The organism is Nocardioides litoris (assembly GCF_006346315.1).
In the GTDB taxonomy this organism is placed as follows: Bacteria; Actinomycetota; Actinomycetes; order Propionibacteriales; family Nocardioidaceae; genus Nocardioides; species Nocardioides litoris.
The window spans coordinates 86,849-104,461 of record NZ_VDMR01000001.1; the positions used below are offsets into that span (position 1 = coordinate 86,849).

Consider the following 17,613-nt stretch of genomic DNA (forward strand, 5'->3'; position numbering starts at 1 on the left):
CAACACCGCGCTCCCGAGCGGGACCACCTCAGGCCGGCGCCGCCGTACGACGCACGAGGTCGTCGACCACGTCCTCGAGCGACCCGCGCCTGCCGTACGACGCCCGCTGGCGCACCGCGCCGGTGGCCGCGAGGAGCCGCTCGACGCCGCGCTCGACCAGCGCTCTGTCGCCGGCCTCCTCCAGGGCCCGGCTGGTGGAGTCGACGAGGTCGCGCAGCACCTCGGCCGCGCCGAAGGGCCTGGACCCCGGGAACGCGGGGTGCAGCAGCGAGCCGCACAGCCCGTCGTGGGCGGCGCGCCAGCGGGCCGCGCGCAGCAGCTCGGTGCGCCAGGGCGGGGAGGCCAGGCAGCCGCGGGCGGCGGTGTCGACCAGGGCCCGCACCAGCGCCGCGAGGACGGCGACGTCGGCGAGGTCGGTGACCACGTCGCAGACCCGCACCTCGACCGTCGGCTGCTGCTCGGCCAGGCGGGCGTCGAAGTAGAGCATCCCGGCATCGCGAGCCGCGCCCGAGGCGACGAGCGCTGCCCCGGCCGCGCGGTAGCCCGCCTCGCCGCCGAACGGCTCGGTCGGGCCGGCGCTCGGCCACCGCGACCACAGCTCGCTGCGCCACGACGCGTAGCCCGTCTCGGTCCCCCCGGCGTACGGCGAGTTGGCGCTCGCGGCGAGCAGCACCGGCAGCCACGGGGCGATCGCGTCGAGCACCCGCACGCCCTCCTCGGCGTCGGCCACCTCGACGTGGACGTGCATGCCGCAGGTGCCGCCGCCCTCGGCGACCGGGCCGTAGCGGCGCAGCATGTCGCGGTAGCGGTCGTCGTCGCTGACCTCGTGGTCGGCCGAGGGCAGCACGACGACCCCGGACGCGGCCACCGCCAGGCCGACCTGCGCCGCCCGGTCGAGCACGTCGCGCCGGTGCCCGTGCAGCTCGGCGACCACGTCGGCCACGTCCGTCGCCGGGCGGCTCTGCACCTCGACCTGGTGGCGGAACAGCTCGGCGTCGGCCGACGTCCCGGCCAGCACCTCGGGGGCGCGCGGCGCAGCGCGGCGGGTGCCGGGGTGAACGACCCACAGCTCCTCCTCCACCCCGATGCGGCGCACCCCTCCATCGCACCGCCGGGCCCCGGGCCGCCGCACCCCCCGTGCGAGGGAGGCGGCCCGGGCGCCTCACTCCCCGGGGTGGGATCGGCTCCCGCCCGTCGGTTACCGGGACCTCGCACCACCTCGTACCACCACGACCAGTCCACGACCTCTGGAGGACCCATGAGCGACCGCACCACCGACACCACCGGCCCGTCCGGACCGGGTGGCCACGACACCGCCGAGGGCGTGCGCAAGGTCGCCGAGCTCGTCGACGCGGCCCGGATCTGCATGCTGACCACGATGACCGCCGACGGCCGGCACGTGAGCCGTCCGATGGCGCTGCAGGACGTCGAGTTCGACGGTGACCTGTGGTTCTTCGCCTACGCCGACTCCGACAAGGCCCACCAGGTCCAGGCCAACCCCCAGGTCAACGTGGCCTTCAGCGACGACAAGCACCAGGCGTGGACCTCGGTCTCCGGCACCGCCTCGCTCGTGACCGACCGGGCGAAGATGGAGGAGCTGTGGGCCGCCCCGCTCGAGGTGTGGTTCCCCGACGGCCTCGACACCGACGGCATCACGCTGGTCAAGGTGCACGCCGAGACCGCCGAGTGGTGGGAGGCCTCGGGTTCCCGCGCCAAGCGGCTCGTCGGCGCCGTCCGGGCCGCCGTCACCGGCGACCCCGACAAGTTCCCGTCCGAGAACCACACGGAGCGGCTCTCGTGAGCACCGACGTCGACCGCCGCGGCGCCCCGGGTGCCCGGGACAGCGAGGGCACCGATCGTGACCCCGACTCGCCCACCGACCTCACGCGCCGGTCCAAGAAGCTCGTCCTCAAGCAGACGCTGGCCGAGTTCAGCGACGACCAGTGCACCGACCTCGCCGCCGCGCTGACCTACTACGCGGTCCTCGCGCTCTTCCCGGCCGCCATCGCCCTCACCTCGGTGCTGGGCCTGGTCGGGCAGGGCACGGCCGCGGTCGACGAGGTGCTCGGCATCCTGCGCCAGCTCGGGGCCGGCGGGGTCGTCGAGTCCATCGGCCCGACCCTGCGCGACCTCAGCTCCTCCCAGGCCGCCGGGCCGGCGTTCGTCATCGGTCTGCTCGGCGCGCTCTGGTCGGCCAGCGGGTACGTCGGCGCCTTCGGTCGCGCGATGAACCGCATCTACGAGAAGGGCGAGGGCCGCCCGGTCTGGAAGCTGCGGCCCGCGATGCTGCTGCTCACCGCCGTGCTCGTCGTGCTCGTCGCGGTCGTGCTGGCCGCGCTCGTGCTCACCGGACCGGCCGCCGGCGCCGTGGGCGACGCGATCGGTCTCGGCGGCACCGCGGTCACCGTCTGGAACATCGCCAAGTGGCCCGTGCTGCTCGCCGTCGTCGTGCTCATCGTCGCACTGCTCTACTACTTCACCCCCAACGTGCGGCCGCCGCGCTTCCGCTGGATCAGCGTCGGGGCCGTGCTGGCCATCGCGGTGTGGGTGCTGGCCAGCGTCGCCTTCGGCTTCTACGTCGCCAACTTCTCCTCCTACGACAAGACCTACGGCGCCCTGGCCGGCGTCATCGTCTTCCTGCTGTGGCTCTGGATCACGAACGTGGCGCTGCTCCTCGGTGGGGAGCTCGACGCCGAGCTCGAGCGTGGCCGTGAGCTGCAGCGCGGCGAGCCGGCGGAGGACGAGATCCTGCTGCCGCACCGCGACACCCGGCAGCTGGACAAGAAGGCGGCCAAGGAGCGCGAGCGCGCCGACGAGGCGCGGGCGATCCGGCGCGACGCCGACTGAGCCGACCGAGGGGTGGACCCGTGCCACCCGTGGAGGGGGTGGGGCGACCCGGCCGTCTCGCTACGTTCGGAGTCGTCGTCCCACCCGCTCCGCCTCCTGTCCCGGGGCCCGGAGCCACCCCTCTCGTGACCGCTGGAACCACCGGCCGGTCCCTCCTCCGAGCCCTCGGAGCGCTGCCGTGACCCTGCTGATCGCACCCCTGACGGCCGACCCCCTGATGGCCGACCCCCTGCTCGATCCCGTCCCCGACCCCGCCCGCCTGTCCCGGGCCGAGCGGTCGCGGCGCACCGACGCCCTCGTCCACGCCGCCCGCGCCTGCGACGCCGCGGGTGACGAGGCCGGGAGGGACGTCCTGCTCGAGCAGGTCATGGTCATCAACCGTCGCGTCGCCGACGCCGTCGCCGCCCGCTACCGCGACCGCGGCGTGCCGCTGGAAGACCTCCAGCAGGCGGCGTACGAGGGCCTGGTCAAGGCCGTGCGCCGGTTCGACACCGCCCAGGCCGAGGACCTGCTGACGTTCGCGGTGCCGACCATCCGCGGCGAGGTGCAGCGCTACTTCCGCGACCGGTCGTGGATGGTCCGCCCGCCGCGGCGGGTGCAGGAGCTCCAGCACCACGTCAACGCGGCGATCGGCCGTCTCCACGAACGGCTGGGCCGGGAGCCCACCGACGCCGAGGTGTGCGCCGACCTCGACCTGGACCCCCAGGAGCACGCCGAGGTGGTCACGGCGTTCGGCTGCTTCCACCCGGCCAGCCTCGACCGGCCCGTCGGCGACGACGACGGTGCCGCGACCCTCGGCGAGCTGCTCCCCGACACCGGCGACGAGCGCGCTGCGGCCGAGGCCCGCTGCCTGCTCGCCCCCGCGGTGAGCCGGCTCGGTGCGCGCGACCAGCGGTTGGTCTACCTGCGCTTCTACGAGCAGCGCACCCAGCTCGAGATCGCCACCGAGCTCGGCCTCACCCAGACCCAGGTCTCCCGGCTGCTCGCCCGCGTGCTGCGTGACCTGCGCCAGGCCGTCGGGGCCGAGGCGCCGGTCGACCACGACGTCGCCCGCCCGGTGACCCCGCTCGGCCGGGCCCGGCTCGACGCCGCCCCCACCGGGCCGCGCCTGGAGGGGGTGCGCAGCGCATGAGCACCCGCCACGAGGTCGTCCGGGCCACGCCCCAGCACGTGTGGGACGTGCTGGCCGACGGCTGGCTCTACCCGCTGTGGGTCGTCGGGGCCTCCCGGATGCGCGAGGTCGACGACCACTGGCCGGCCGTCGGCGCGCGGCTCCACCACTCCGCCGGCCTGTGGCCCGCGCTGGTCGACGACACCACCGAGGTGCTGGAGAACGACGCCCCGCACCACCTGCGACTGCGCGCCCGCGGCTGGCCGGCCGGCGAGGCCGAGGTCGACCTGCGCGTCGAGGCGCACGGCGAGGGCACCCTGGTCACGCTGGCCGAGGACGTCGTCGCCGGCCCCGGCAAGCTCGTCCCCAAGCCGCTGCGCGACCCGCAGATCTCCTCCCGCAACCGCGAGACCCTGCGCCGCCTGCGGCTGCTCGCCGAGAACCGCGCGTGACGGGCCCCGACCGGTCCTACGACGCGGTGGTCGTCGGCGGCGGGCCCAACGGGCTCGTGGCCGCCAACCACCTCGCCGACGCCGGCTGGTCGGTGCTGCTGCTCGAGGCCCAGGACACCGTCGGGGGCGGGGTGCGCAGCGACCGCGAGCTGCACCCCGACTTCGTGCACGACACGTTCAGCGCGTTCTACCCGCTGGCGCCGCTCTCGGCTGCCCTGCGGCCCCTCGAGCTGGAGCGGCACGGCCTGGAGTGGTCGCACGCCCCGGCGGTGCTGGGCCACCCGCTGCCCGACGGGCGCTGGGCGGTGCTGCACCGCGAGCGCGACGTCACCGCCGGGCTCATGGACGAGCAGCACCCGGGCGACGGCGAGGCGTGGCTCGACCTGTGCGCCACGTGGGACCGGGTCGGTCCGCTGCTCGTCGAGGGCCTGACCGCGCCGTTCCCGCCCGTCCGGACCGGGGTCCGCCTGCTCCCGGCGCTGGCGCGCGCGGGCGGGCTCGACCTGGTGCGCACCCTGCTCACGCCGGCCTCCGCCCTCGGCCGCCGCCGCTTCGGCGGCGACGCGCCGGGCCTGCTCCTCAACGGCAACGCCGGCCACGCCGACATCCCCATCGGCTCCCCGGGCTCCGGGTTGTTCGGCCTGCTGCTGACCATGCTCGGCCAGACGGTCGGCTTCCCGGTGCCGGTCGGCGGCGCGGGCGAGCTCGCCGCGGTGCTGCGGCGTCGGTTCGAGTCCGCGGGCGGCACGGTGCGCACCGGCGCGGCCGTGACGCGGGTCGTCGTCGAGCGCGGCCGGGCGAGAGCGGTGCTCACCGCCGACGGGGAGCGGTACGACGCCCGCCGGGCCGTCGTCGCCGACGTCTCCGCCCTGCACCTGTTCGGCGGGGGTGGCCTCGAGGGCATGCTGGCCGACCACGAGGTGCCGCCCGGCGTGCGCCGGGGGATGCGCTCCTTCGAGCTCGACCCGGGCACGGTCAAGGTCGACTGGGCGCTGTCGGGACCGGTGCCGTGGGCCAGCCCGCCGGCGTACGACGCGGGCACGGTGCACGTGGCCGACTCCGTCGACGACATGGCGCTGTCGCTGGCCGCCGTCGCCGCGCACCGCATCCCGTCCCGGCCGTTCCTGCTGACCGGGCAGATGACGACCAGCGATCCCACCCGCTCGCCGGCCGGCACCGAGTCGTTCTGGGCCTACACCCACGTGCCGCAGGACGACGCCCCCGTCACCGACGAGCGCGGCGAGATCACCGGCACCTGGGACCACGACGACTGCGAGCGGATGGGCGACCGGGTGCAGGAGCGGCTCGAGGCGCTCGCGCCCGGGTTCTCCGAGCGGGTGCTCGCCCGTCGGGTCCTGGGCCCCGCGCAGCTGGAGGAGCGCAACGCGAGCCTGGTCGGCGGGTCGCTGGGCGGCGGCACCGCGCAGATCCACCAGGAGCTGGTGCTGCGGCCGGTGCCCGCGATGCTCGGACGCCCCGGGACGGGCGTGCCGGGCCTCTACCTCGGCTCAGCCTCCGCCCACCCCGGCGGCGGCGTGCACGGTGCCCCGGGCCACAACGCGGCCCGCGCCGCGATCGCCGCCCACCGCCTCGCCCCGCTCGCCCGTGGGCCGCTGCGCCTGGGGCGAGGTCGCCGCCGGTGAAGCCCTACCCTGGGGGGTACGCCGTCCCCCCACGGCGGACCGACCACCCGAGGGGTTCCTGATGGACCTGCCCGAGAGCTCGGCCGCGTTCGCGGCCATCGCCGCCGAGCTGCACGCCGAGTCGGCGGAGGGCCCGACCGCGCGCACGGTGGTGCACCGGCTCGCCGACCTCCTGGTCGACGCCGAGGAGGTCAGCCTCACCGTCCGCGGCCGCGAGGGCCACCGCACCCTCGCCGCGACGGGCGAGGTCGCCGAGCAGGCCGACGCGGCGCAGTACGCGCTGGGGCAGGGGCCGTGCCTGGCCGCCGCCGAGGGCGCGTCGTGGATCCGCAGCGGCGACGTGCGCAGCGACCCGCGGTGGCCGCGCTGGGGCGCCGCCGCCGCCGAGCTCGGCGTGCGGTCGCTGCTGAGCGTCCAGCTGCTGGCCTCCGACGGCACCAGTCCCGTCGGCGCGCTCAACCTCTACTGCCGCGAGACCGGCGGCTTCGCCGACCCCGACGCCATCGACGTCGCGGTGATCTACGCGATGCACGCCGCCAGCGCCCTCAACTCCGCCCGACTCGTCACCAACCTGCAGACCGCGCTCGGCACCCGGCACACCATCGGCCTGGCCCAGGGCATCGTGATGGAGCGCTACGGCCTCGACGAGCAGCAGAGCTTCGAGCTGCTGCGACGCCTGTCGTCGACCACCGAGACCAAGCTGCGCGACGTCGCCTCCGGCATCGTCGAGACGCGGGCGCTGCCCGAGCACTGAGGCGACCACCCGGACGCGGGTGGTTGGCTGGCGGGGTGCGGCTGCTCATCACCTTCGTCGGCGGGCTCGGCCACCTCGCCCCGCTGCTCCCGCTCGCGTGCGCCGCGCGCGACGCCGGGCACGAGGTCGCGATCGCCGGTTCCGGCGGGCTCGTGCCGCGCATCGAGGAGGCCGGGTTCGCGGCGTACGCCACCAGCGCCCCGGCCCACCACGCGGCGCCGCCCGCGAGCCCGGCCCGCAGCCCGCTGGAGGTGATGGACGCGCACGCGGCCGAGGTCGAGCTCGCCGCCAACTTCGCCGACCGCGGCGCCCGGCGGATGGCTGCCGCGGTGCCTGACGTGATCGAGGCGTTCCGGCCCGACCTCGTGCTGCGCGACGAGACCGACCTCGGCACGACGATCGCCGCCGAGCTGCTCGGCATCCCGGTCGCCTGCCACCTGGTGCTGGCCTCGGGCCTGCTCGTGCGGCCCGGCCTCGTCGCGCCCGTCCTCGACGCCGTGCGCACCGACCACGGGCTGCCGCCCGACCCCGACCTCGACCGGTTGACCACCGGTCTCCAGCTCACCCAGGCGCCGCCGTCGTTCCGCAGCCCGGACGCGCCGCTCCGGTTGCCGCGGGAGCCCCTGGCCTACCGGACCACGGTGCTCCCCGCCCGCTGCGCGAGCCGGGATCGCCCCGGGGGTCTACGTCACCCTCGGCACCATCTTCAACGGCGGGTCGGGTGACCTGTTCGAGCGGCTGCTGGCCGGGCTGGCCCGGCTCGACGTCGACGTGGTCGCCACGGTGGGCACCGGTATCGACCCCGCCGACCTCGGCCCGCAGCCGCCGCACGTGCGCGTCGAGCGGTTCGTGCCCCAGGACGAGGTGCTCCCCGCCGTCGACCTCGTGGTCTCGCACGGCGGGTCGGGCAGCCTGGTCGCGGCCCTCGCGCACGGCCTCCCCTCGCTCCTGGTGCCCCTGGGCGCCGACCAGCCGCACAACGCACGACGAGCCCGGGAGCTCGGCGTCGCCTCCGTGCTCGACGCGGTCGCGGTGACCGCCGCCGAGGTCGCCGAGCAGGCCGGAGCCCTCCTCGCCGACCCCGACGTCGCGCGGCGGTGCGCCGCCGTCGCCGACGAGGTCCGGTCGCTGCCCGACGCGGCCGCCGCGGTCGCTGCCCTCGAGGCGGCCGCCTCGGTCTGAGCGGCGGGGGTCCGCCCGACCAACGCGCACGACGACCGGTCTCCTGACCGCTCGCCCCTCCGGGCGAGGCTGCACGGCCCCGAGGGCGGCAACCGCGGGGGATGACCGAGGCCCTCGTCGTCATCGACCTGCAGCGCGACTACTTCGCCGACGGGGAGCTCGAGCGCTGCCGTGACGACCTGGTGGCGACGACCAACGGGCTCGCGGCGGCGGCGCGGGCGGGCGGCGTACCGGTGCTGGAGGTGCGCACCGAGCACGACCCCGGCGGGTCGACCTGGACGATCTCGATGCACGAGGACGGCGGGGGGCCGGTGATGGCCGGCACCGAGGGCGTCGAGCCGGTGCCCGGCCTCGACCTGGGACCGGACGTGCCGGTGGTGACCAAGACCCGGGACAGCGCGTTCTTCGGCACCGACCTCGCCGACCGGCTCCGCGACCTCGGGGTCGACCACGTCGTCCTGGCAGGGGTCTCGACCGAGTCGTGCATCGTCGGGACGGCGGTGGACGCGTTCGCCCACGACCTGGCCGTCACGCTCGTCAGCGACGCCACGGCCTCGATCGAGTGGAGCCTGCACGACGAGGCGCTGCAGCGCGCGCGGAAGCAGTACCGCCAGGACGTCGCCACCGCGGCCGAGGTCGCCGGGCGCTGGCGCGACGACGCGGGCAGGGGCCCCCAGGGGTGAGGGTCGGGCCCCCGGGCCCGGGGGCACCGGACCCCATGAAGGCAGTCACCTGGCAGGGCCGCACCGACATGCAGGTCACCGACGTCCCCGACGCCCGGATCGAGGAGCCGACCGACGTGGTCGTCCGGATCACCTCGACCGGTCTGTGCGGCAGCGACCTGCACCTCTACGACCCGCTCACCCCGTTCATGACGCCCGGCGACATCGTCGGGCACGAGCCGATGGGCGTCATCGAGGACGTCGGTCCCGACGTGCAGAGCCTGCGCCCGGGCGACCGCGTCGTCGTCCCGTTCAACGTCTCCTGCGGCACCTGCTGGATGTGCAGCCGCGGGCTGTTCAGCCAGTGCGAGACCACCCAGAACCGCGAGCACGGCACCGGCGCCTCGCTGTTCGGCTACTCCAAGCTCTACGGCCAGGTGCCGGGCGGCCAGGCCGAGGCGCTGCGGGTCCCGTTCGGCGACACGCTGCCGATCAAGATCCCCGACGGTCCCTCCGACGACCGGTTCCTCTACCTCTCCGACGTGCTCCCCACCTCCTGGCAGGCCGTGGAGTACGCCGACACGCCGGACGGCGGCACCCTGCTCGTCATGGGCGCCGGTCCCATCGGCGACATGTGCGCCCGGATCGCCAAGCACCGCGGCCTCCGGGTCATCGTGGTCGACAGCGTCGCCGAGCGGCTGGCCCGCATCACCGCCCGCGGCGGCGAGGTCATCGACACCTCCGAGATCGACGCCGACGACGTGCCCGACCGGGTCCGCGAGCTCACCGACGGCCGCGGCGCCGACGCCGCCATCGACGCCGTCGGCATGGAGGCACACGGGTCGCCCGTGGCCGAGGCCGCGCAGAAGTCGTTGCGCTTCCTGCCCAAGAAGCTGGCCGAGATGGTCATGCAGAACGCCGGCTCCGACCGCCTCGACGCCCTCTACACGACCTTCGAGGCCGTCCGCCGCGGCGGCACCGTCTCCATCTCCGGCGTGTACGGCGGCGCCGCGTCGCCCATGCCGATGCTCCAGCTCTTCGACAAGCAGCTCCAGCTGCGCATGGGCCAGGCCAACGTGCACCGGTGGAGCGACGACATCCTCGACCTCCTGCAGCGCGACGAGGACGTGCTCGGTGTCGAGGGCTTCGCCACCCACCACCTCCCGCTGGACGAGGCGCCGACGGCGTACCGGAAGTTCCGCGACAAGGAGGACGGGATGGTCAAGGTCGTCTTCCGTCCCTGACCCGCCCCGACCCGGCCGCCCGCGGCCGGTCCAGACCTGTGGACCGGCTGTGTTCGAGGACGCCGTCCAGGAGATCTACGACGTCTCCCTGCTCCCCGGCATCCGGTTTCCCGAGATCCTCGACGCCGCGTCCGAGGTCGCGACCGACACGTTCCTCCTGCCCCCGCCGCAGGCCTGACCCGAACCTTTCCCTCACCGCACCCGAAGGGCCCCGGGCCACCCTCGGCCCATGACCGCCACCCGCGCCGCCCGCAGCACCCGCGCCGCCCGCAGCACCCGCGCCGCCCGCCTCGCCGCCACCGTCGTCGCCACTGCCCTCCTCGGCCTCCCGCTCGCCGGCTGCGGGGGTGACGACAACGGCAGCGGCGTCGGCGGCTCGGGTGCCGAGGGAGGCGTCCCCGACGGCCAGGGCGGCACGGTCCCGGCGATGCAGGGCGAACCCTGCGACGCCGAGGTGACCCTGACCGGGGCCGTCGACCAGTCGTGGTCGGGGGAGGGCAGGGTCGACACCAGCGAGAGCGACGTGGCGCCGCCCGCGACGTACCAGGGCATCGACGGCGACACCATGCTGACGCTGGCCTCGACCGGCAACGGGTTCGACGACCCGTCGGTCATCCTGCTCGTCGACGGACGGTCCTTCGCGGTCGCCTTCGGGGAGGGCGAGGTCGACGTCGCCCCGGACGGGTCCGGCGCCACCGTCGACGCGCCCGCGGCCGAGATCGGCACCGACGAGCAGGTGCAGGTCGAGGCCACCTTCACCTGCTGAGCCCGGGCTCGGCCCGCACGGTCTAGCCTCGGCGGATGTCCTCGACCCGGCTCCCGCGCGTGCTGGGCCTGGTCACCGCCGTCCTCGTCGCGCTCCACCTCGCGGCGCTGGCGGCCGACCGGCTGCTCGGGGCCACGCGGCTGACCGGGCCGCTGCGCCAGGTCGACCTCAACGCCGAGGGCAACCTGACCTCGTGGTGGGGCTCGTTCCTGCTGCTCCTCGCCGCCGGGGTCGCGGCCGCGGTGGCCGCGGGGTCCCGCGCCGACGGGCCGGCCGCCGCACGGCGCTGGTGGGTGCTGGCCGGGCTGCTCGCCCTGATGTCGATCGACGAGACCGCCCAGCTCCACGACCTCGCCACCGGTCCGCTGCGCCGGGCGCTGGGCACCGACCTCGGCCTGTTCCACTTCGCGTGGGTGATCCCGGCGCTGCTGGCGCTCGTCGCCAGCGCCGCCTACCTCGCCCCGCTGGTGCGCTCGCTCGAACCGGTCGTCCGCCGCCGGTTCCTGGTCGCCGTCGGTGTGTACGTCGCCGGCGCGGTCGTGCTCGAGATGCTCGGCGGCCTCGTGGTCGACACCGACGTCGACGTGCGTGGCTACACCGCGCCGTACCTGACGACCATGACCGCCGAGGAGACCCTGGAGCTGGTGGGGTCGGTGCTGCTGGTCACCGCGCTGCTGGCCGTGGCCGCCGGGCGGGGGGTGGCGCTGGCGCTCCGGTTCGGGCCCGGCGAGGGTGCCGTCGAGGCCCGGGACGCCCGCCCCTCCTGATCGCCCCGGACCCGGTCGGTCGCGCCGCCGTGGATACCGTGACGGCATGGTCAGCATGGAGCAGCGCACCCTGGGCAGGACCGGCCGCGAGGTCTCGGTCGTCGGACTCGGCACCTGGCAGCTGGGGGCCGACTGGGGCGACGTCTCCGAGGCCGACGCCCGGGCCGTGCTCGAGGCCTCCGCCGAGGCCGGGGTCACCCTGTACGACACCGCCGACGTGTACGGCGACGGCCGCAGCGAGACCGTGATCGGCGCCTTCCTCGCCGACCACCCCGACGCCGGCTTCACCGTCGCCACCAAGATGGGCCGACGCATGGACCAGGTGCCGGAGAACTACCGCGCCGAGCACTTCCGCCAGTGGGTCGACCGCTCGCGCCGCAACCTCGGCGTCGACACCCTCGACCTGGTCCAGCTGCACTGCCCGCCCAGCGCGACCATCGACGACGACGCGACCTACGACGCCCTCGACGCGATGGTCGCCGACGGCTCGATCGCGGCCTACGGCGTCAGCGTCGAGACCGCTGCCCAGGCCCTGTCGGCCATCGCCCGCCCGCACGTCGCGTCGGTGCAGATCATCCTCAACGCGTTCCGGCTCAAGCCCCTCGACGAGGTGCTGCCCGCCGCGGCCGAGGCCGGCGTCGGCATCCTCGCGCGGGTGCCGCTGGCCAGCGGCCTGCTGTCGGGTCGCTACGACCGCAGCACCACCTTCGCCGCCGACGACCACCGCAGCTACAACCGCGACGGCAGCGCCTTCGACGTCGGCGAGACCTTCTCCGGCGTCGACTACGACACCGGCGTCGAGGCCGCGCAGTCGTTCGTCGACCTGGTGCGCGAGCACGTCCCCGACGCCACGCCCGCGCAGGCCGCGATCGCCTGGTGCTGGCAGCAGCCCGGGTGCACGACGGTCATCCCCGGCGCCCGCAACGCCGACCAGGCCCGCGCCAACGCCGCCGCCGGCGAGCTCGGCCCGCTGCCCGACGCCTTCCTCACCGCCGTCCGCGACCTGTACGACGCCCGCATCCGGGCGCAGGTGCACGAGCGCTGGTAGGTGGACCACCACCCACGTGGTGGTCCTCGGCCTCGCCCGCTCAGACGTCGGCGACGCGGGGCGCGACCTCGGTGCCGAGCAGCTCGATGCCGCGGAGCAGGTCGTCGTGGGCGAGGCGGGGGTTGGTCATCTGGATCGCGATGCGGTCGACGCCGCCGAGCTGGTCGGCGACGCGGCCGAGCTTGGTGACGATCTCGTCGGGGCTGCCGAGGAAGAAGGCGCCGTCGGGGCCGCTGGTGGCGTCGAACTGCGCTCGGTTGGGCGGGGGGAACCCGCGCTCGCGGGAGTGCGAGGTGAACATCTCCAGCCACCCCGGGAAGATCGTGTCGGCCGCCTGCTGACGGCTCTCGCCGACGTACCCGAAGACGTGCAGGCCGACCTGCAGCGTCGCCGGGTCGTGGCCGGCCTCGGCGCCGGCGCGGCGGTAGAGGTCGACGAGCGGGGCGAAGCGGCGGGGCTCGCCGCCGATGATCGCGACCATCAGCGGCAGGCCGAGGAGGCCGGCGCGCACGAACGACTCGGGCGTGCCGCCGACGCCGACCCAGATCGGCAGCGGGTCCTGCAGGGGCCGCGGGTAGACGCCCTGGCCAGTCAGGGCGGGGCGGTGCCGGCCGGACCAGGTGACCCGCGGTGACTCCCGCAGCTGCAGGAGCAGCTCGAGCTTCTCGGCGAAGAGGTCGTCGTAGTCGGCCAGGTCGAGGCCGAAGAGCGGGAAGGCCTCGGTGAACGACCCGCGCCCCACGACCAGGTCGATGCGTCCGCCCGAGACGAGGTCGAGGGTGGCGAACTGCTGGAAGACCCGCACCGGGTCGTTGGCGCTCAGCACGGCCACGGCGCTGCCGAGACGGATGCGCGTGGTGCGCGCGGCGGCCGCGGCCAGGATCACCGGAGGGGCGGAGTCGTAGTACTCCTCGCGGTGGTGCTCCCCGATGCCGAAGGAGTACAGGCCCGAGGAGTCGGCCAGCTCGATCTCCTCGAGGAGGTGGGCCATCCGCTCGGCGGGGCCCACCACGTGGCCGGTGGACGGGTCGGTGACCCGGGAGACGAAGCTGTCGACGCCGACGTGCATCCGTCGAGTCTGGCAGCCGCGCGTCAGCCGAGCGCCGCGGCCTCCTCGGCCAGGTCGGTGATGGCGTCCCAGGCACGGGCGGCGACGAGGTCGCCGGGGGTGAGCCAGGAGCCGCCGACGCAGCCGACGTTGGGCAGCGCGAGGTAGTCGGACGCCGAGGCGGCGGTGACCCCGCCGGTCGGGCAGAAGCGCGCGGCCGGGACGGGGGAGGCGACCGAGGACAGGAACGCCCGCCCGCCGGAGGCCTCGGCCGGGAACAGCTTCATCTCGGTCTGCCCGGACTCGAGCACGGCCAGGACCTCCGAGACGGTGGCGACGCCGGGCAGGAACGGCAGCCCGGTCTCGCGCATCGCGCCCAGCAGGGTCGGCGTCGAGCCGGGGGAGACCAGGAACTGCGCGCCGGCGTCGTGCGCCTGCTTGGCCTGGCCCGGCGTGACGACCGTGCCCGCGCCGACCAGCACGTCGGGCACCGCGGTGGCGACGGCCTCGATGGCGTCCAGGGCGACCGGCGTGCGCAGGGTCAGCTCGATGGCGGGCAGGCCGCCGGCGGCCAGCGCCCGGGCGATGTCGACCGCGTCCTCGACGCGGTGGACCACGACGACCGGCAGGACCGGGACGACGTCGAGCAGGGAGTCGTAGAAGACGTGGTCAGACGACAACGGGGACCTCCGAGGGAGCCGCCGGGGCGGGGTGGGTGGGGAAGATGGACGCGCCGGCGTCGGCCGCGCCGACGGTGGCGCGGAAGGCCGCGAACAGCTCGCGCCCGGTGCCTGCCCAGGCCGGGCCCTCCGGGGCCGAGCCGGTGGGTCGACGCTGCTGGACGGCGTACGCGTCCTCGATGTGGAGCACCCCGCGGTCGGCGTCGACGGTGATGACGTCGCCGTCGCGCACCCGGGAGAGCAGGCCGCCGACGGCGGCCTCGGGGGTGACGTGGATGGCGGCGGGCACCTTGCCGGACGCGCCGGACATGCGGCCGTCGGTGACGACGGCGACCTTCTGGCCGCGGTCCTGCAGGACGCCGAGGCAGGGGGTGAGCTTGTGCAGCTCGGGCATGCCGTTGGCGGCCGGGCCCTGGTAGCGGACGACGGCGACGAGGTCGCGGCCGTCGAGGCGGCCCTCGGCGAACGCCGCCAGCAGGTCGGCCTGGTCGTCGAAGACCATCGCCGGTGCGGTGACGACACGGTGCTCGGGCTTGACCGCGGAGGTCTTGACCACCGCCGTGCCGAGGGCGCCGCGGACGACCTTGACGCCGCCGTCGGGGGCGAACGGGTCGTCGGCCGGACGCAGGACGTCGCGGTCGAGGCTGGCCTTGGGGCCCTCCTCCCACGACAGCGCGTCGCCCCGGAGCACGGGCTCGCGCGTGTAGTGCTCGAGGCCGCGGCCCATGATCGTGAGCACGTCGCCGTGCACCAGGCCCGCGCGGAGCAGGGTGTGCACGAGGAAGGCGATGCCGCCGGCGGCGTGGAAGTGGTTCACGTCGGCCTGGCCGTTGGGGTAGATGCGGCACAGCGACGGCACGACCGCCGACAGCTCGGCCAGGTCGTCCCAGGTGAGGTCGACGCCGGCGGCGCGGGCGATGGCCACCAGGTGCATCGTGTGGTTGGTCGACCCGCCGCTGGCCAGCAGGGCCACGCAGGCGTTGACGATGGCCCTCTCGTCGACGATCTCACCGATCGGCGTCGGGTCGCCGCCCTGCCGCGTGATGGCCACGGCACGGGCCGCGGCGGCGTCGGTGAGCGCCTCGCGCAGCGGGGTGCCGGGGTTGACGAAGGACGAGCCCGGCAGGTGCAGGCCGAGCACCTCCATCAGCAGCTGGTTGGAGTTGGCCGTGCCGTAGAAGGTGCACGTGCCCTTCGAGTGGTACGACGCCGCCTCGGCCTCGAGCAGCTCCGCGCGACCGACCTTGCCCTCGGCGTGCAGCTGGCGCACCTGGGCCTTCTCGGCGTTGGGCAGCCCGGAGGCCATCGGGCCGGCGGGCACGAACACCGTCGGCAGGTGGCCGAAGGACAGGGCCCCGATGAGCAGGCCGGGCACGATCTTGTCGCACACGCCGAGCATGAGCGCGCCGTCGAACATGTCGTGGCTGAGCGCGATCGCGGCCGACATGGCGATGACGTCGCGGCTGTAGAGGCTCAGCTGCATGCCGTCGCGGCCCTGGGTGATGCCGTCGCACATGGCCGGCACGCCGCCCGCGACCTGCGCGAGGCCACCGGCCCGCGCGGCGGCCTTCTTGAGCACCGGCGGGTAGTCGCCGTACGGCTGGTGGGCCGAGAGCATGTCGTTGTAGCTGGTGACGATGGCCAGGTTGGGCTTGACCCGACCGCGCAGGGCCAGCTTGTCCAGCGCCTCGGAGGCGGCGAAGCCGTGGGCGAGGTTGGCGCAGCCGAGGTCGGTGCGGGCCGGCTCGCGGCGGGCGCCCGCGGCGCGGATGCGCTCGAGGTAGGCGGTGCGCGTGGTCGCGCTGCGCTCGACGATGCGACGGGTGACCGCGGCGACGACGGGGTGCATCGCGGGGGTGGGGGTGCGCTCAGTCAAGGTCGGACTCCTGCCAGTGTCGGCCGTCGCGCTCGAGGAGCGCGGCGGCGGCGAACGGCCCGCTGGTGCCGGCCGGGTAGCGCTTGGGGCGCTCGGCGGTGACCGCCCAGCGCTGGAGGATGGGCTCGACCCACGACCAGGCGGCCTCGACCTCGTCGCGGCGCATGAACAGGGTCGGGTTGCCGCGCACGACGTCCATGAGCAGCCGCTCGTAGGCGTCGGGCATCCGGGCGTCGAACGCCGAGGCGTAGGACAGGTCGAGCGAGACCGGCTTGAAGCGGAACCCGCCCGGACCCGGCTCCTTGGCCGTCATGTGCAGGCGCATGCCCTCGTCGGGCTGGACCTGGATGTGCAGCCGGTTGGGGGTCTGCACGCCCTCGTGGTGGGGGAACATCGCGTGCGGCGGCTCCTTGAAGACCACCACGATCTCGGAGAGCTTGCGGTCCATCCGCTTGCCGGTGCGCAGGTAGAACGGGACGCCGGCCCAGCGCCAGTTCTGCACCTCGGCGCGGATCGCGACGTAGGTCTCGGTGGCGCTGCCGGGGCGGCCGAGGTCCTCGGTGTAGGACGGCACGGCCTCGCCGGCGACCAGGCCCTGGCCGTAGCGGCCGCGCACGGTGTCGCGGTCGACGTCCTCGGGGCTCATGGGCTTGAGGGCCTGGAGCACCTTGAGCTTCTCGTCGCGCACGCTCTCGCTGCCGACGTACGTCGGGGGCTCCATGGCCGTGAGGCAGAGCAGCTGCAGCAGGTGGTTCTGCACCATGTCGCGCAGCGCGCCGGAGGTGTCGTAGTAGCCGCCGCGGGTGCCGACGCCGAGGGTCTCGGAGACGGTGATCTGCACGTGGTCGACCCAGCGGGAGTTCCACAGCGGCTCGAGGAAGGTGTTGGCGAAGCGGGTGACCAGGAGGTTCTGCACGCTCTCCTTCCCGAGGTAGTGGTCGATCCGGTAGATCTGGTGCTCCTCGAAGACCGCACCGACGGCGTCGTTGACGGCGTGGGCGGAGGCGAGGTCGGTGCCGATCGGCTTCTCCATGACCACGCGCGAGGTCGCATCGACGCAGCCGGCCTCGTCGAGGCGCTCGCAGATCGGGCCGAACATGGCCGGGGCGACGGCGAGGTAGAAGACCCGCACGGTGCCGGGAGCGGTGGACTCCTTGAGCAGGCCGTGCAGCAGGTGCCAGTCGTCGCCGGTGGAGGCGTCGAGGCTGAGGTAGTGCAGGCGCGCGAGCAGCCGGTCGACGACCACCGGGTCGCGGTCGGCCACGTGCTGCTCGAGGGCGGCGCGGGCGATCGCGCGGTAGGACTCGTCGGTGTGCTCGGAGCGCGAGACGCCGATCACGCGGGACTCGGGGGCGAGCTGGCCCTCGACCTCGCGGTGGTACATGGCCGGGAGCAGCTTGCGCAGCGCCAGGTCACCGGTGGCGCCGACGACGGTGAAGTCGCAGGGGGGCATCGCGGTGGGGTCGGAAGAAGTCACCCGACGACGGTAGGACCAATGACTGTCTTGCACAAGCAGGCTTTCGTATTTGCCGA

At 74.9% G+C, this 17,613-nt stretch carries 19 protein-coding genes; 14 read left to right on the plus strand and 5 right to left on the minus strand.

Translation table 11 applies throughout. The features are described 5' to 3' along the window. Window positions 1–28: 28 nt before the first annotated feature. Entirely contained in the window at window positions 29–1,096 is a 1,068-nt protein-coding gene (locus FJQ57_RS00435; RefSeq protein WP_139977312.1) for a carboxylate-amine ligase, read from the minus strand. Between the two features lie 162 nt (window positions 1,097–1,258). On the opposite strand from FJQ57_RS00435, the gene FJQ57_RS00440 reads away from it, so the two are divergent. From FJQ57_RS00440 to FJQ57_RS00500, 14 genes are all read left to right on the plus strand, one after another. Further along, window positions 1,259–1,801: a pyridoxamine 5'-phosphate oxidase family protein gene (locus tag FJQ57_RS00440; protein WP_139977313.1), complete on the plus strand. Its 543-nt coding sequence runs from the start codon at window positions 1,259–1,261 to the stop codon at window positions 1,799–1,801. Beyond that, a complete protein-coding gene (locus FJQ57_RS00445; RefSeq protein ID WP_139977314.1) occupies window positions 1,798–2,847 on the plus strand; it encodes a YihY/virulence factor BrkB family protein in 1,050 nt (349 codons plus the stop codon). The genes FJQ57_RS00440 and FJQ57_RS00445 overlap by 4 nt, the downstream gene beginning before the upstream one ends. Before the next feature lie 178 nt (window positions 2,848–3,025). Then, complete coding sequence (locus FJQ57_RS00450) at window positions 3,026–3,979, plus strand: sigma-70 family RNA polymerase sigma factor (protein WP_246081517.1); 954 nt, start codon at window positions 3,026–3,028, stop codon at window positions 3,977–3,979. Further along, entirely contained in the window at window positions 3,976–4,410 is a 435-nt protein-coding gene (locus tag FJQ57_RS00455) for an SRPBCC family protein (protein ID WP_139977315.1), read from the plus strand. Before FJQ57_RS00450 ends, FJQ57_RS00455 begins: the two co-directional genes overlap by 4 nt. After that, window positions 4,407–6,053, plus strand: a complete 1,647-nt coding sequence (locus FJQ57_RS00460) for a phytoene desaturase family protein (RefSeq protein WP_211348697.1) — start codon at window positions 4,407–4,409, stop codon at window positions 6,051–6,053. The genes FJQ57_RS00455 and FJQ57_RS00460 overlap by 4 nt, the downstream gene beginning before the upstream one ends. Before the next feature lie 61 nt (window positions 6,054–6,114). After that, the gene (locus FJQ57_RS00465) at window positions 6,115–6,807 is read left to right on the plus strand and encodes a GAF and ANTAR domain-containing protein (protein WP_139977316.1); all 693 of its coding nucleotides are present in this window, start codon (window positions 6,115–6,117) and stop codon (window positions 6,805–6,807) included. 35 nt (window positions 6,808–6,842) lie between these two features. Continuing rightward, complete coding sequence (locus tag FJQ57_RS22810) at window positions 6,843–7,532, plus strand: glycosyltransferase family protein (protein WP_211348698.1); 690 nt, start codon at window positions 6,843–6,845, stop codon at window positions 7,530–7,532. Window positions 7,533–7,548: 16 nt separating this feature from the next. Next, complete coding sequence (locus FJQ57_RS22815; RefSeq protein WP_342775374.1) at window positions 7,549–7,989, plus strand: glycosyltransferase; 441 nt, start codon at window positions 7,549–7,551, stop codon at window positions 7,987–7,989. A 101-nt stretch (window positions 7,990–8,090) separates the two neighbouring features. Beyond that, window positions 8,091–8,672, plus strand: coding sequence for a cysteine hydrolase family protein (locus FJQ57_RS00475; RefSeq protein WP_139977317.1), 582 nt, complete (start codon window positions 8,091–8,093; stop codon window positions 8,670–8,672). Between the two features lie 35 nt (window positions 8,673–8,707). Next, complete coding sequence (locus tag FJQ57_RS00480; protein WP_139977318.1) at window positions 8,708–9,895, plus strand: zinc-dependent alcohol dehydrogenase; 1,188 nt, start codon at window positions 8,708–8,710, stop codon at window positions 9,893–9,895. 49 nt (window positions 9,896–9,944) lie between these two features. Then, the gene (locus FJQ57_RS23145) at window positions 9,945–10,073 is read left to right on the plus strand and encodes a TIGR03032 family protein (protein ID WP_246081518.1); all 129 of its coding nucleotides are present in this window, start codon (window positions 9,945–9,947) and stop codon (window positions 10,071–10,073) included. A 51-nt stretch (window positions 10,074–10,124) separates the two neighbouring features. After that, window positions 10,125–10,661 (plus strand): hypothetical protein, encoded by a 537-nt coding sequence (locus FJQ57_RS22125; protein WP_170219202.1) that lies wholly within the window; start codon window positions 10,125–10,127, stop codon window positions 10,659–10,661. 35 nt (window positions 10,662–10,696) lie between these two features. Further along, window positions 10,697–11,428 carry a hypothetical protein gene (locus FJQ57_RS00495; RefSeq protein WP_139977319.1) on the plus strand — a complete coding sequence of 244 codons (732 nt, stop codon included), beginning with the start codon at window positions 10,697–10,699 and terminating at the stop codon, window positions 11,426–11,428. A gap of 46 nt (window positions 11,429–11,474) precedes the next feature. Continuing rightward, window positions 11,475–12,476 (plus strand): aldo/keto reductase, encoded by a 1,002-nt coding sequence (locus FJQ57_RS00500; protein WP_246081519.1) that lies wholly within the window; start codon window positions 11,475–11,477, stop codon window positions 12,474–12,476. A 40-nt stretch (window positions 12,477–12,516) separates the two neighbouring features. On the opposite strand, the gene FJQ57_RS00505 is transcribed toward FJQ57_RS00500, so the two are convergent. The 4 genes from FJQ57_RS00505 to zwf are packed head-to-tail and all read right to left on the minus strand — an operon-like array spanning window position 12,517 to window position 17,557. Continuing rightward, on the minus strand, window positions 12,517–13,545 hold the full coding sequence (locus tag FJQ57_RS00505; protein WP_139977320.1) for an LLM class flavin-dependent oxidoreductase: 1,029 nt from the start codon (window positions 13,543–13,545) through the stop codon (window positions 12,517–12,519). Window positions 13,546–13,568: 23 nt separating this feature from the next. Beyond that, window positions 13,569–14,204 carry a bifunctional 4-hydroxy-2-oxoglutarate aldolase/2-dehydro-3-deoxy-phosphogluconate aldolase gene (eda, locus tag FJQ57_RS00510; RefSeq protein WP_139977321.1) on the minus strand — a complete coding sequence of 212 codons (636 nt, stop codon included), beginning with the start codon at window positions 14,202–14,204 and terminating at the stop codon, window positions 13,569–13,571. Further along, the gene (gene edd / locus FJQ57_RS00515; protein WP_246081520.1) at window positions 14,194–16,080 is read right to left on the minus strand and encodes a phosphogluconate dehydratase; all 1,887 of its coding nucleotides are present in this window, start codon (window positions 16,078–16,080) and stop codon (window positions 14,194–14,196) included. Before edd ends, eda begins: the two co-directional genes overlap by 11 nt. After that, window positions 16,073–17,557 carry a glucose-6-phosphate dehydrogenase gene (gene zwf, locus FJQ57_RS00520; RefSeq protein ID WP_246081521.1) on the minus strand — a complete coding sequence of 495 codons (1,485 nt, stop codon included), beginning with the start codon at window positions 17,555–17,557 and terminating at the stop codon, window positions 16,073–16,075. The genes edd and zwf overlap by 8 nt, the downstream gene beginning before the upstream one ends. Between the last annotated feature and the right edge of the window lie 56 nt (window positions 17,558–17,613).